Annotated in this window: 8 protein-coding genes; 2 read left to right on the top strand and 6 right to left on the bottom strand. The window is 57.9% G+C overall.

Annotated features, from left to right (window positions below; translation table 11 throughout):
* Window positions 1–179: 179 nt before the first annotated feature.
* Window positions 180–2,432, top strand: coding sequence for an FAD-dependent oxidoreductase (locus BM400_RS11530; RefSeq protein ID WP_089841797.1), 2,253 nt, complete (start codon window positions 180–182; stop codon window positions 2,430–2,432).
* Between the two features lie 14 nt (window positions 2,433–2,446).
* Entirely contained in the window at window positions 2,447–3,694 is a 1,248-nt protein-coding gene (locus BM400_RS11525; protein ID WP_089839300.1) for an MFS transporter, read from the top strand.
* A gap of 3 nt (window positions 3,695–3,697) precedes the next feature.
* Here BM400_RS11525 and BM400_RS11520 read toward each other — a convergent pair whose 3' ends face one another.
* The 6 genes from BM400_RS11520 to BM400_RS11495 all read right to left on the bottom strand — a co-directional run bounded on the left by BM400_RS11520 (window position 3,698) and on the right by BM400_RS11495 (window position 15,388).
* Entirely contained in the window at window positions 3,698–5,413 is a 1,716-nt protein-coding gene (locus tag BM400_RS11520) for a glycoside hydrolase family 2 protein (protein WP_089839299.1), read from the bottom strand.
* A gap of 88 nt (window positions 5,414–5,501) precedes the next feature.
* Window positions 5,502–9,056 (bottom strand): outer membrane beta-barrel protein, encoded by a 3,555-nt coding sequence (locus BM400_RS11515; protein ID WP_175528987.1) that lies wholly within the window; start codon window positions 9,054–9,056, stop codon window positions 5,502–5,504.
* 73 nt (window positions 9,057–9,129) lie between these two features.
* Window positions 9,130–10,611: a glycoside hydrolase gene (locus BM400_RS11510; protein WP_141223898.1), complete on the bottom strand. Its 1,482-nt coding sequence runs from the start codon at window positions 10,609–10,611 to the stop codon at window positions 9,130–9,132.
* Between the two features lie 78 nt (window positions 10,612–10,689).
* On the bottom strand, window positions 10,690–12,984 hold the full coding sequence (locus BM400_RS11505) for an FAD-dependent oxidoreductase (RefSeq protein WP_089839296.1): 2,295 nt from the start codon (window positions 12,982–12,984) through the stop codon (window positions 10,690–10,692).
* Window positions 12,981–14,273 carry an MFS transporter gene (locus BM400_RS11500; protein ID WP_175528986.1) on the bottom strand — a complete coding sequence of 431 codons (1,293 nt, stop codon included), beginning with the start codon at window positions 14,271–14,273 and terminating at the stop codon, window positions 12,981–12,983. The genes BM400_RS11505 and BM400_RS11500 overlap by 4 nt, the downstream gene beginning before the upstream one ends.
* Before the next feature lie 86 nt (window positions 14,274–14,359).
* Entirely contained in the window at window positions 14,360–15,388 is a 1,029-nt protein-coding gene (locus BM400_RS11495; protein ID WP_089839294.1) for a LacI family DNA-binding transcriptional regulator, read from the bottom strand.
* Between the last annotated feature and the right edge of the window lie 100 nt (window positions 15,389–15,488).

The raw sequence follows: 15,488 nt of genomic DNA, 5'->3' as shown, positions 1-15,488 counted from the left end.
GAGGTGGGTGCCCGCACTGTGACAGCGATGATAACCTAGACAGGTTTAGCGGTTAACATTTACTATTTTTCGATAATCGTTGGCAATACGAAAAGTCCAAACCACGACATGCGCGCGTTGCGCACCACCCGCGTCCCAGGAAAATCTCCATGGCTTTGCACGCATCTCCTCCACCGATCATGACGCGCTCTCTGCCCATCACAGATATCACCTGCGATCTCCTCGTTGTTGGCGGAGGTCTTTCGGGTGTCTGCTGCGCCATCACAGCAGCACGACAAGGCGTGCGTGTGCTGCTCGTGCAGGATCGTCCCGTGCTCGGAGGCAACGCCTCCAGCGAAATACGTCTCTGGGTCCTGGGCGCTACATCTCACATGGGAAACAACAACCGCTGGGCACGCGAGGGTGGCGTCATCGATGAGCTCCTGGTCGAGAACATGTATCGCAACCCAGAGGGCAATGCCATCATCTTCGACTCGCTTCTCCTGGAGTGGGTAACCCGCGAATCCAACCTGCGTCTGCTGCTCAACACAGCCGTTGACGGAATAGAGCACGATGAGACGGGAGCGATCACCGCAGCCGGTGCCTATTGCAGCCAAAACCAGACGCGTTATCGTCTTCAGGCCAAGCTTTTCTGCGATGCATCGGGTGACGGCATCCTCGGTTTTCTCTCGGGTGCCGCCTTCCGCATTGGAGCCGAAGCTCGCTCAGAATTCAACGAGGCGCTTGCACCGGAACGCGCCGCACACGATCTGCTTGGCCACTCACTCTACTTCTACTCTCGCGACACGGGACGTCCGGTGACGTATACGCCACCGGCCTTTGCACTCGATGACATCACGAAGATCCCTCGGTTCCGTGAACTGCGCGTAACAGACTCAGGCTGCCGTCTCTGGTGGCTCGAATATGGTGGAGCACTCGACACGATTTACCAGACCGAAGAGATCAAGTGGGAGCTCTGGCGAGTCGCCTATGGCGTGTGGAACTACATCAAGAACTCCGGTGAATTTCCCGGCTCCGAGAACCTGACGCTCGAGTGGATGGGTATGATCCCCGGCAAGCGCGAGAGTCGGCGTTTTGAGGGCGACCTCATGCTGACCCAGCAAGACCTTGTGGAACAGCGAACGTTTGCCGATGCCGTCGGCTTTGGAGGTTGGGCCATCGACCTGCATCCCTCCGACGGTGTCTACTCCGAGAAGCCCGGTTGCACACAGTGGCACAGCAAGGGAGTCTTCCAGATTCCCTATCGCACTATGTACTCGCGCAACGTACCGAATCTTTTCCTCACAGGACGTATTATCTCGGCCTCTCACATCGCCTTCGGATCCACGCGTGTGATGGCGACATGCGCCCACAACGGCCAGGCAGTCGGTATGGCCGCGAAGCTCTGCCTTGAGAAGAATGCGAACCCAAGAGATCTCGTTGAGCCGTCCTGCATGCTTGATTTGCAACAGCGTCTGTTACGAATCGGACAGCACATTCCCGGCGTACCCTTTGCCGACCCGGCAAACAAGGCTCTATCCGCATCCGTAACCGCCTCCAGTAGCCTGATGCTCCATGCGCTTTCTCCCAACGGCGAAACCACGCGGCTCAATCAAGGCATAGCGCTCTTCGTGCCCCTCCTAGAAGGTCAAACGCCAGCGTTCACGCTAGATGTCGCAGCAACGGAGGCAACCACCGTGTGCGCTGAGCTTTGGATCGCCAGCCGTGAAGGGAATGCAACGCCGGACATGTTCCTCGACGGCATCGATCTCGCTCTTCCAGAGGGCAAGTCGTCGGCCATGCTCGTCTTCCCGGCCTTACTCCCTCGCGCCACCTACGCCTTCGTCACCCTGCAGCCTAACCCGCTTGTGTCGGTCTCGCTGTCCGAAGAATATCTGCCGGGCATCCTCACGCTCTCGCAAAAAATGAACAAGGCAGTTGCGAAGAGCCTTATCCAGACACCGCCCGACAACTCCGGCATCGATACCTTTGCATTCTGGCTGCCGGATCGCCGACCCGTCGCGAGGAACCTCGCCATGACGATCACGCCCCCGCTGCGTCCGTATGAACCGCATAACATCATCAACGGATGCAGCCGTCCATGGGAGGGCACGAACGCATGGGTGCCGGCGCGCGAAGACAAAGAGCCCGTACTCACCCTGCAGTGGCCCAATCCGCAGAAGATTCACACGATCGAGATCACCTTCGACACAGACTACGATCACCCCATGGAGTCGGTATTGATGGGACATCCCGAGCATGTGATGCCCGGCTGCGTAAGGGCCTTCGAAGTCCGTGATGCTAACGGCAATGTTCTCGCGCATGTGAACGAGAACCATCAGACAAGGTACACGCTCAATCTGCCATCCCCGATACAAACGCAGGCAATCTCGGTGGTTATCCTTTCCCATGGTCCTGCCCTTCCAGCAATCTTTCAGATCAATTGCTACTGAGACAAGGCGCAACGATGCCAAAAGAAGTGGAACCCGTCCCTGCATCGCGCGGCCGTCAGGCGCAGCTTGTTGCTCTTCTCTTTGTCGTCGCGCTCATCAACTACTTCGACCGCCAGAGCCTCTCCGTTGTGGCACCACGCTTTCAGGCGGAGCTGCATCTCAGCGATCGCGGCTACGGTCATATCGTCTCGCTGTTCCTCTTTGCGTCCGCCATCGCCTATGCAATCGCGGGTTTCGTGTCCGATGCGCTTGGCACGCGAAAGTCCATGGCCCTGTTCGTTGGCTGGTGGTCGGTTGCCGAGGCCGCGACTGCCTTTGCAAGATCTGCCCTGCACCTCGGCATCGGACGCTTCTGCCTCGGCCTGGGTGAACCGGGACTTTGGGTTGCCGCGCCCAAGGCGGTGGGAGAGTACTTCGAGAAGTCACGACGTGGCCTCGCCATCGGGATCTACACGATGGGCGCAACCGTGGGAGCGGTTATCGCTATACCAACAATTGCAGCGGTGACCACTCATCTCCCATGGCGATCCATCTTCCTGATCGACGGCACGGCCGGCCTTCTTTGGCTTCCGTTTTGGTTTGCTTGTTACCGGAAAGATGCGACGCGTTCTGTGGAGCGTCCACCGAAGTCCAATACCGGATCGGGGCTCCGCACGGTCTTCGCTCGTTCGTCAACCTGGAAGCTGATGGTCGCACGCGGGCTTACCGATCCAGTCTGGTACTTCTACCTCTTCTGGTTTCCGAAATATCTGCTCAGCGCACGCGGACTCACGCTGACGCAAATCGCTCATCTGGGATGGGGTGTTTACTTTGCCGCAGGAATCGGCACACTCGCCGGAGGACTCTTTTCCGGCACCTTGATTCGACGCGGCATGGGAGTTGGTCGCGCGTATCGCTACACCATGCTTGTGGCAGCATGCCTCATGCCGCTGAGCCCGCTGTGCGCTTTGGTCTCGTCGAGCGCACTCGCCATTGGCATCGCATCGATCATAGCGTTCGCTCATATGAGCTGGCTGGTTACTCTGACCGCCACGGTCGTTGAGCTCTACCCGCCATCACTCGTAGGCAAGGCTGCCGGACTCATCGCGGCCGGCAGCGGATTCGGCGGCATGCTCTCCAGTGAGATCATTGCATGGTTTGTAACGCACGGGGGATATGCCCCCGTCTTCTTCCTGATGGCCGTCCTTCATCCCATTGCGATCGTGCTGCTGTGGAGGAGCTTTACCCGCAAACACGATGAGCCAGCACTCGCTGCCGTATAGCTTCTATGGCAGCTCCGTTGAGAAGAGCTTCTGCACGGCATCCCAGCTATCGCGGTGCTCTCGATTGATGTTCACAACACCCCAATACCGAATGCCGCTGGCTGGTGTACCGCGATGGAGGGAACGGTAGTCGTTCCATGTCCAGAGCGAACCACCGATCATCCAAGGTCTTGCCTTCATCGCCGTGACCGCTTCGGTGATGTCCTTGATCCGCTCTGGATCGTGCGTACCGGGTTCGCCCATCTTGCCAAATTCTGTTACAAATACAGGCTTATCCGGATACAGCTCATGCACACGGTCGAAGCGCTTTGCGTAGCCTCCATAGATGTTGACGGATACAAAGTCCGAGTACTGGCTCGCCTCATCCTTGCCGGTCTTCACAACGGGTTCTTGCGTGAACCGCGAGGCGAAGGTAATGAGGCGAGTCGGATCGAGTCCCAGGGTGTAGGCGCGCATATCGCGCGTCCAGTCGATGCCGTCTTTTGTATATGACTCGTACTCGTTGCCAACGCTCCAGGCAATGACGGAAGGATGGTTCCAGTCTTGCTCCATCATCTCTTTCATCTGCTTCTTCCAGGTGGCACGAATGCCGGGATCCGCCATCTGCCATGCACTCATATTCCAATTGCCTGCTTCGGGAATGAGGAGCATGCCGTGAGCGTCGGCGAAATCGAGCAATGCAGGCGTCTGCGGATAGTGTGCAATGCGCATCATGCGCATGTTGTCCGCGAGCATGTCGGACATATCGCGCTGCACGATCTCTTCAGATTCACGGAGACCTTCCTTGGGATCTTCACTGACACGGTTAGCGCCGAAGAGATGCACAGGTCGTCCGTTCAGTAGGAGTTCTGTTCCCTGCACGCGAATCTCACGCACACCAATCCTGGCAGTCTGTTCATCACCATCAATCGCTACCTGTGCGTCATACAGGAACGGGTCTCGAACGCTCCAAAGATGTGCATCCTGCAACGTGCCGCGCCACACAACGTCGGCATCGGCATGCGCTGCAATACGCGTCGGCTTGAACTGCGTGGCGAGGCCTGCAACCGTGCCTTTGGGCAATACGGTCTTCCCGTTAGCGCCCCCGTTGTGCATCCAGACATGCACCTCGATCGCAGCGGTATGGTGCACAAGGTCCGGTTTCGCATTCACCTTCATCTTTTCGAAATACACTGCGTCCGTGATCAGCAGGCTGACGGGCCTTACGATTCCCCCGTATGGCATCCACCCCACGATACCCTCACCCGTTGCCGCTCCGTAGAGCGGATAGTCCTTCGACCCGTGAGAGCTAGCGATAGCCGGAATCGTGGAAAGAGTCGGCGTATTACTCACCTCCAGCAGAAGATGATTTGCCCCGGGCTTCAACAGTGTAGTGACGTCGAATTCAAACGGGGTGTAGCCGCCCTCATGCACTCCCAGCATCCGCCCGTTCAGCCACACATGAGCTTCGTCATACACTGCGTCGAAGTGCAGACGTACGACCTGCCCAGGCCTCACGGTGGGTCCAGTGAAATCGCGCTGATAGGTAGCGTTTCCGATGAACCGCTCATAGCCCTTCATGGTCATCCATGTGTGCGGCACACTAACCGGAAGTGCTTTTTCATCGAGAGTCGTCTGAAAGCTCCACCCGCTCCCTCCAAGGTCGATCTTCTGCGCCACCGATGACGTAGCCATGGAAGCAATGCACGCCGTCAAAACTCCAAACCATCGCATCTTCATCTCAGTTCTCCAAAGAAATCGAACCCCATGAAAAGAAGGCAGTGAGGGGTTGTGGCCCTCACTGCCCCAGGAGACAACGGGCCGCGCGTTAGAAGATCAGCTTCGCGGCAAGTTGTAGCGAGCGTCCGTCGGCTGCACTGGTAATCGTGCCGAAGCTGCTGCTGGTGTTGCAGTTGCCTGTCCCGGCGTTCGGCGTGCCACTCGCGTCGGCACCGGTTACAGTGCAGCCTGCGGAGACACCATTCCCATTGACCAGGGTATTGGTGTTCGCCGCGAACGTCGTATTTGGAAGCCCGAAGTTCGCATGGTTCAGGACATTGAATGCCTCCGCCCTAAGCTGCAGCTTGAAGCGCTCCGTGATCTCCGTCGTCTTGAAGATCGAGAGATCGAAGTTCTCCGTTCCTGGACCTCGCACATGGGGCAGCGTACGCGGCACATTGCCGAAGGTATAATCCGTCGGGTTCTGGAACGCGTAGGTATTGAACCACTTGGTCGGCGATTGGTTCGCGATAGCGACCTTCTGCCCCGGCGTGTAGTTGGGCCGCGTAGCGGTGTAAGCATTGGCACCGGTAATGGTCAGCGGCGTTCCCGTCTGGAAGACCCCGATCACATTGAACTGGAAGCCGCCGATCACGCGATCCGTGAACCCATTGTGCGTGGAGAACTTCTGCCCGCGGCCGAAAGGCAGGTCGTAGAGAGCACTGACGGTCGCGCGCTGCGAAACATCCGAGGGATCGAGCGAGTACTCCGCACGGCGGTTGTAAACGTTCTGATAACCATTGTTCGCAGCGAGACCGTTGAGATAAGCCAGCGGAGAATTGGCACTGTCGTCGAGCAGCTTGCCCATCGTATAACCGAAGAGGACGGTGAGGCCGCTGCGCGCCTGGCGCTGGGCTGAAAGTTCAAGGTAGTCCGCGTGCAGGTTGCCGTTGTGTGGGTTGTAGGTGGTCACCGCTCCGTAATAGGGAAATGGAAGCAGCGACTGGGCCCGCGTAATGGTAGGAGCGCCGAACGAACCGCTGATCTGGCCTGCGTAAGGGTTTGTGACCTGCGATTGGAGTGCGGTCCTGCCGAGGCCAAAGTTGGTGGGATTCAGAGAATTCAGGTTATAGCCGCCTGCAGGCAAATGCACACCGTGGTTGCCAACATAGGTTGCCTGCAGCACGACATCGTAGGGAATCTGGCGCTCCGCGCTAAGTGTGAACTGTTGCGACATAGGAGACTTCCACTGAGTCGGATCCTGATAACCTACGCCCTGTCCGAGGAAACCGAGAGGTCCGAACGCAGCTCCAATGGGCTGCAACGGATTGGTGGGGAAACCATTCTTGAACTGAAAGGCCGGGTTGTTCGTGACATTCGGATTATAGGTGGTGGTCGTAGCAGAGAATCCGTTCACCTGACCGGTATAGATGGAGTTGAAGAAGAGTGGGTAGTAGATGCCGATACCGCCGCGCACTACAGTCTTCCCATCGGCGGTTGCTTTGTAAGCAAATCCGACGCGCGGACCAAAATCTTTATAGCTCTCAGGGACGAAGTTACGACCGACTCCACCGGTATTCGCGTACTGCATGATCCCAGTGAAGCCACCGGAGGTAAGCGTGGGATTGAAGTTGCTATAGCCGTTGTTCTGCTCGAAAGGCTGTTGCTGATAGTCCCAGCGCAGTCCGAGGTTCATAGTGAGACGATCGGTCGCCTGCCAGTCATCCTGGACAAAGGCAGAAAAGCTGAACGCACGGTCAAGCTCGCCCGTGTTGGTCGTGATGCTGGCGGCGCTGACTGCACCCGCAAGAAACGTCGCATACGTGTTGCCACTGTTCACGGTTCCTGCTGCCGGTGCCGCGCCCGAGGGGTCGTTCGTCAAGCCAGCCGCAAAGCTGAACGTTCCCGAAGGAGCGTTGCGCTGAAGGTTTGCACCTGCGTTGTAACGCCAGTCGAATCCAAACGCGAGGGAATGACGGCGGATGATCTTCGTGACCGTATCCGTGACTTCTGGCAACGTATAGGCGCGATAGCCGATGGTCTGATTCGATGCGGGCAGCCCATTCCCCACAGTGGGAATCGCAAAGTTGGGCACGTTGGACGGCAGGCCGAGTTTCTGCGGATAATTCTGACCGGCGCTCGCAGCCTGGAAGGGGAACTCCTGTCGTTCGATCGATAGACGCAGATCGTTGATCAGCGAAGAAGAGAAGACATGTGTGTCCCCGACCAGCAACTCCTTCGCCGTGTAGGTATCGTAGCGATTGGCAATGACCGGATTCGGATAGTAGGTGCCTCCGCCCGTACCTCCGTTCGTATAGTTGCTGTAGTAAGCGAACCGCGCAAAGACCGTATCGTTCGAACCAAGATGATAGTCGACACGACCTAGGGCGTTATACATGTTGCTGATGCCCCGGTTGTTGAACTGGTAGTTATTCGTATTTGTGCGCTGCTGGCCGATGGTCGCCGGGGTGATGTTGGGCAAGGGATAGAAGGCATTCTGATAGGCGACTGAAACCGGGTCGAGATTGGTAACTTGGTTGTTGTTGTACCGTTGACGCGTGTAGACCGTCGAGCCTCCAACCGTCGTCGCCACCGTGGTGTAGGGGTTATAAAGTGGAATGAAGTTTCCGTTCGAATCCTGCAGTTGCGAGAAATCGCCGGCACGGAAGGCTGCGGTCGGAACGCTCAGAAACTGCGGAAATGCCTGGATAAAACGGTAGGTCTCAAAGTTGCCGAAGAAGAATGCCTTGTCGTGAAGGATGGGCCCGCCGATGGCCCCACCGAACTGGTTATAGCGAAGCACCGGCTTCGAGACGCTCCCGACCGTCGCAAAATAGTTGCGCGCATTGAAGATGTCGTTGCGAAGAAACTCATACAGCGAGCCGTGAAACTGGTTAGTGCCCGTGCGCGATGCAAGGTTCACAACACCGCCAAGAGTAAAGCCATACTGAGCCGAGAAGACACCGCTCTGTACTTTGAACTCCTGGATCGAATCGACGTTCGGGTTCACCGCGATCTCACCGGTAGTCGTCGAGAGATTGCTTTGACCATCGAGGATGTAAGAGTTCGAGCCCGTCGGAGAACCATTGATAGAGATGGCCGAAAGGTTCGTGCCACGGTTCGCAAAGCCGGACTGGGCGACCGTCGTGTTCACGCGGACACCAGGCGTCAGCGTCGTCAATGCAATCGCATTGCGGCCGTTGAGGGGAAGCTCCTGGATCGACTTCTCACCAATCACTGCACCGAGTGTCGCGCTCGTCGTATCGAGTGTAGACGCCTGTGCCGCTTCAACCGTGACCGCCGAGTCCACGCCGCCAACCTTCAGGTCGGCATCTGCCTCCACGCGCGCTCCAACCGTCACCGCAACGCCCGTCAAAACGGACGTCTGAAATCCCGCGTGCTTCACGGTCACCTTGTAGTTGCTGCCCAGCACCAGGGGTGGAGAATTATAGAAACCCGAATCGTTCGTCGTCAGGTGAATAATGTCCTGGCGATCTACATTCTCGATATCGACGGTTGCCCCGACCACGGCCGCCCCCGTAGAGTCCTTAACCACGCCAATGATGTTGCCCGTTCCCTGTTGTGCATTGGCTGATCGAACGCCAAAGCCGAGAAGAGCGATGAGAGCGAACATCACAAGCGCTCTCAAACGAAGTGTAGTCACGCTGGGATGCCTCATAAAGTTGAACATGGTTGCTGCTCCTGAACTTCTATTTGAAATATCTGAATCAAAAAACCTAACGTGCCGTCCAGAATTCGAAAGACTCTGGCGGAACGGTGATATCGATCGCGTGGCCGGATTTATTCCCTAACCCAACATCAAGTGCCGCGATGGTGTATCTGTGCCCAATGAGCGCCTTCTCCTTGATGCCCGTGAGATGAAACGTGAAAGGCTCCGTACCGCGGTTCGAAAGTGCAATGCCGAGCTTGCCTTCCTTGCTTCGCCAGACAAGGATGCGCTGGTCGTATTCGACCTTGCTCTCCTCAACAGCAAGCCGCGTCGAATCCCAGGGCAGGTAACGCAGGAAGCCTGCCAGGGCGTTCCAGTTCTGCGGATTGAACTCCCAGTGCCCAGCCGCCAGACCAGGTCTGAGATTGGCCTTGAGGTCTCCTGCAGGCCGCCAGTAACCGAGAGCGTATCCGGCTGCTTCGAGATTGGTAACTGGTTTAAGAGCATGAAGCCAGAACCACGTCGGAGAGTTCTCGAAGACCATCCAGTTCATCAAGGCCTGCCCTGTATTCATGAAGGGAGAGGCAATTTTCTTCGCGTCCCATGGCTGGTATTCGAACTCATTCTGATAGACGGGCTTTCCATCCGCCCCCTGCATATATTTCGACCGCAGATCGATTTGATCGTTGGCGTTATGGCCAATCTGGTGCCATGTCCAACCATCGATGTTCTTCAATAGCTGCGGATCCTTGCGAATCTCCGCGGCAAACTGCCCCGCCGGGCCATCCCAGCTCGGGGCGTGAATATGAACATCGGGCAGGACTGCCCGAACTTTCGGAACCGCGACCTTGAGGACCGCCGCATAGGCTTCCGGTGTGTAAAAGCAAGTCGCATACGACTGGTTCGCGTCGAGGCTATTGCGAGTGTCCTCTTGGCGCTTCGGGTGGCCGACAACAGGCTCGTTCTGCAGACCCCACTGTGCGATATGCAGGCCATGCTGCTGCAGATAGCGCAGATCATCCACCATCGCATCGCTGAATGAATTCAGAAAGGCGGGGTCCGTCGCGCGGATCGTTCCGCCATAGTAGGTCATGTCTTGTTTCCAGTAAGGAGCAGGCGACCAGTACTCGACATCGAAGCCCTCCATGCCGGAGATATTCTGCATGGCGCGAAGATCATCCATCTGTCCCGCATAGCGCTCGACGATATGTTTCTGCTCCGCGTCGTTGCCGCGCAGGTAAAGCCCCATCGCAAGGCGAGCGTAGCGAAAGCCATGCAGCATCTCCTTGTAAAACCGATCCTTCTCCGCAGGTGTCAGGTCATGCGGCACCGCGACCACTTCCTCCGGCATCCCGGCGTTGCCGGAACCGATGCTGTCGCTCTGAATCTCGAAGCCCAGTCCTTTGATCACCTGCTGCGGCTGGTCGTTGTGAATGCGATACGTTCCGCTCTTCTCCGCCGCATATCCCGGAGAGCTCACAAGAGCGACCAGAGCGAGCGTCATCACGCTGCATGCGCTGCATAAGGAGTATCGCTTTGCGTCTGCCATCAGTTCGCACTCCAAGAGTTAATCGCTTAACGTGTGCGGCGAGATTAGTGATCGCCGTGAAGAATTGTCAAGAGTTTTTTAGTAAACCCGAATCTCGTAAATAGCAGCCGAGGGGTCGCCGTTCGTAGCCGTCACAACAACGCGCAACTTGCTCGTCACCACAGGCGCGAAGAGGGAGTGCCGGCGCAGCCGCTGATAGTTATCGCGAACAGAAAGAACGGTTTGCCATGTACCTCGGACGTCAACCTGTACGTCATAGTCTTTGACACACTGCGGATCGCGATAGAACGGCGCGTAAGCGTGGTACTCCCGAAGCAGGTGCCCGGCGAAGGTCAGATCGATGACGGAGACAGCGTGCTCCTCGTCCCACGTCAACGTCAACGTCTGCGGCAGAGACAAATCTGGGTCCGAGCGCCAGAGATTTGTCCAGGCATGTGGGCGTGTCTGGCCGCTCGTTACATTGGAAGCGGCAAAGCAGCGCTGCGGGGGGTCAACGCGAAGAGCCAGGGTCACGCCGCTGGAGTAGCGACGCATCTTACCCGGCGCCATCTCGAAGGCGGATACATGTCCAGGCTCAATCGCTCCCGCAACATGCCAGGAGACATCCGCATTCTCCAGCAGGTCGAAGCGCACATACCCTTGCTGCGGAAGCTCAATCCCTTCAGGAAGCGTCCAATTGATCCATTGCTGGTCACCCGGGTCCACGGTCAACGTAGCCCCTGCGAGCACCATCGAGTCGTCCACCACGTAGTCCCAGATATGCTTCACTCGCATCGCCCGTACTTCGACGTGCTGTACGTGGGTCGTACGGTTCGAAAGGCAGAAGCGGACCGACCGCAGCGTATCTCCGCCAACCGCGACCCACTGTCCACGTCTCTGAAGAAGCTCCTCGCGCAACGGCACAGCCTGGTCACGCCAAAAGCTCAAACCTTCGTGCGCCCCGACACTCTCCGGCCCCACACCGCGAAAGAGAGATTCACTGGTCGCCGAGACCTTGGCAGCACGAGCCAGATCAAGAGGATCTTCATTGCGAACATTGGGAAGGAAGCAGCCCTCGCGCAGCAGTCTTTGCTGCACGGTGTTGAAGTGACTCGTGCACACCTCATCGAGCCGAATGTGGCTCTCCACCGCAAGCGCTGCTGCCACCCCCGCCGCCTGTCCCATCAGAGCAGTCGTTGCCATCACCCGCACGGTCGCCAGTGCACAGTGAGTCGCGCTCACATTGCGGCCAGCCATCATCAGGTTGTCGATGTCCTTCGCCACTAGCATGCGCAGAGGCACCCCGTATGGTCCTGCATAAGACCTGCTCGCATACTCACTCGTCTCCGAATAGCCCTCCGCGCTGGCAGGCTCACTGGTTGCGGCCAGCAGTCCACCCGGAGTATGGATATCGATGAACCATCCGCCAAACGCAATTTCATCGGGATGCTCCGTGCAGTGAATCGCATCCCACTCATTCATCAGGTAGCGGCCCATCACGCGCCTGCTCTCGCGTTTTCCTGGCACCTGTCCGATCCAGTCGAGTGCATAGTTCTCCGCAAGCTTCATCGTCTTCGGATCCTTGTTCTTGATCCAGTCCCACACGCCGAGCGTGTGTCGCGTCAACTCATGGCGAATCGTCTCCGCCTCGTGAATCGTGTCATAGGGCACGCCAATCTCGATCCACCAATACCCGCCACGCACCTCTTTCGGGAGACGCCCCTGATCGTAGAAGTAGCGGCCATCGGTGTGCTCGATCGCCCAGCTCGGAAGCTTGAAGGGCACAGGCCTCCCCATGTCCTTCGTCTTGAAGTGAATGGAGTTCCCCATGATGTCGCCGTTCGCCTCAGCGGGTGCATGCGGCTCATTGAACTCAGCCTTCCCCTCGCTGCCCATGCGCCATTCGCATCCTGCTTCCGCGGCGACGATACTGTCGCCCGTGCAGTCGATGAAGATCGAAGCCTTGAGTGAGAGGTCGACCTCGGCATTGCCCACTCTGCACTCCACGGACCGCAGCGTGCTTCCCTCCACCACGACCCCAAGCACAGCGGTGTTGAGATGCAGCGTCAGGTTCTCCGTATTCTGCACAAGGTCATAGATCACCATGTCCCATACCGAGTTCGTCCATCCGTTCTCGAAGATCGCCTCATGATTCACGGCACGCTCCTCAATCAACAACTCCGAGAGGATACCCGTCTCCCGCGCATAGGCATGGAAGGCCGCCGCACCATGCGGCGTCACGCGCACCTCCGACGAGCTGTTCCCTCCAAGCACTGGGCGATCCTGCACCAGCGCGGTCTTTGCGCCGCCGCGCGCCGCTGCAATCGCAGCACACACCCCGGCGAGACCGCCGCCACACACCACAACATCGTACTGTTCTGAAACCTTCTTCATAGCCCTTGACTCTCTCCTAAAACCAGGCCTGCGCGCCCTACCGCCGGACGCAGGCGAATGTACAGAATGATGGCGGCAATAGGATGCATCAACGCCATCACAAGAAATGCAGGGCGATAGCCATATGCGTGAATCGTCCGCGCAATCAGCCCTGCTGAGATCAATCCACCCGCAGCGCTGGCAGCGCCAATCATCCCCTGCACGGTAGTTGCCATCGCCTTCGGAAACAGGTCGAGGGCCAAAGTAGTCACGTTGGTCATCCATGCCATATGGCAGAGAGCAAGCAGCGTCAGCAGAGCAATCGCCATCCCCGCGCCGCTCAGCGAAGGCACCACCGAGAGGCTCAACATGCATGCAGCCGCGGGCATCATCACAGCGAAACGTGCACCCACGGTTCCCCTCTGAGGCACCATAAAGCTCGAAAGCCACCCACCGGCAAACGATCCGATATCGGCACCAACATACAGAACCCAAAGCGTGGTGCCGATCTCTTTCAAGCTCAGCCCATGGCTCTCCTGCATGTACTTCGAGGCCCAGAAGAGGAAGAAAAACCACACCGAATCCGTCATCATGCGCGTGCCCAGCATCTCGAAGATGTAAGGTTGCCGCAACACAACGCTCCATGGTGCTGCAGGAACTCTCTCCGCAGGGACGGCATCCTTCGGATCGCGATAGACCACCAACCAGATAAGAGCGATCACCGCGCCCATGGCGCCCGTAACGACAAAAGCGCTCCGCCAGCCATAGCGCATCGTCAGCGTAGCCGTCACAGGAACCGCTATGGCCGCGCCCAGCGTCCCCCCCATGCTGTAGAGTCCCACCGCCACAGCACGCTGCTTGGCAGAAAACCAATCGCCGACCGCTCGCAGCGATGCCGTATAGTTTCCTGGCTCTGCCGCACCAAGCGCCGCACGGCACGCGGCCAGCGAGGCGAAGCCCGTTGCCATCCCAGTCAACGCATTCGCAATCGACCAGCAAAACAGGAAGATCCCTTGGGGCCACTTCGCACCGAATCGGTCGACCAGTCGCCCTGATACGACGTACATCACCATATACGTCAACAGAAAGCACTGCACCACAGTCCCGTACCGGACATCGCTCAGCCCCATATCCTTCTGGATGGTTACAGCGAGGACGGAAAGCGTCTGCCGGTCGACGTAATTAATGACTGAAGCCAGCAGCAGAAGCGACGCATACACCCACCGGATAGGCCGCCGTGTATGCTCGCTCTCCACCGCGACAACTGCAGGCAGAGGCGTGGCTGGGAGCACCGGGATCGGACGTGGCACAGAGATGAGCATTGAGTTAAGCGTTTAACAAGGCGAACATTACCAGCCTGCCGCTTCAATTGTCAATGAAGATTTCTGCGAAAGAATTACGCCGTCTGTCCCGGCTCGAACTTGAACGGCAGCAAGATTCGCTGTCTTGTCTCGGTCGGCTTTTCAATGGAATCGATCAGCATCTCCGCCGCCAGTGCCCCCATCTCGAAGGTCGGAATATAGAACGCCGTCGGTCGCGGGCGCAAAAGTGACATCAGGCCGGCATTCCCTCGCCCAAGCACCGCAACATCGTCGGGAATCCGCATGCCGCGAGCCTCGATGTAATCATAGAAAAACATCAGCAACTGGTCGTCAGCGCAGAAGATCGCCGTCGGACGCTGCCTCTTATTCTCAAACCAGCGGTCCAGGATCGCGAACGCCTGCGACTCCACATAGTCCGTGCAGCCGATGCGATCGGCAGGCAGTTCCAACCCGTGGGCTGCCATGCCATGCCGCAAGCCTTGCAGAAGATGGACATGGGTTGGCAGCTTCTCGGAACTGCTCAGAAACGCGATCCGGCGGTGCTTCTGTTCAGCCAGATAACGCACCGCGGCTTCCCCAATGGCCGCATCGTCCACACCGACATAGTTCGCCGGAGTGCGCCCATAGTAGGAATTGATCATGCTGAACTTGATCTGCGCGGCATCCAGTTCCTGGATGGTCTGCGCGATATCGCGCGGAAGGCACGAGCGCGTATTGATAAAAATAAGTCCGTCTGTAAACTTGCTCTCGAGAATCTGATCGCGCGTCGTCCGCCCGGGCCTTCCGGAAGGAGAGTAGACAAGCAGGTTGTACCCCCGGCGCATCAAGGTGGACTGAATGCCGCTCAGCGCCTGCGCCACGAAGTGATTGAAGAAGATGGGGTCGCGCAAAGGCACCATCAGCCCCAGAAGACGGGTCCGCCTCTCCGCGAGCGCCTTCGCTAGCTCGTTGGGGGCGTAACTCATCTCCGCCGCGATCCTCTGGATCTCTTCTCGCTTCGCCGCGCTCACACGTTTCGTGTCCCGATTGTTCAACGCAATCGAAACGGCTGCAATCGAAACCCCGGCGCGCTTGGCAATGTCCGCCAGCTTCGGTGCCGACATATGCTTTCATCTACCTCTTGCAATATCTTCTCACTAAGACACCCCGGCTTGTCGACACCCACCCCTCGAACCACCCCCTGCGGGTCCTGAAACCCTGAAA

It is taken from the genome of Granulicella pectinivorans, assembly GCF_900114625.1.
GTDB classification, from domain to species: domain Bacteria; phylum Acidobacteriota; class Terriglobia; order Terriglobales; family Acidobacteriaceae; genus Edaphobacter; species Edaphobacter pectinivorans.
Note: the sequence above shows the minus strand (reverse complement) of the source record. Positions and strands in the feature narration are given on the sequence as shown.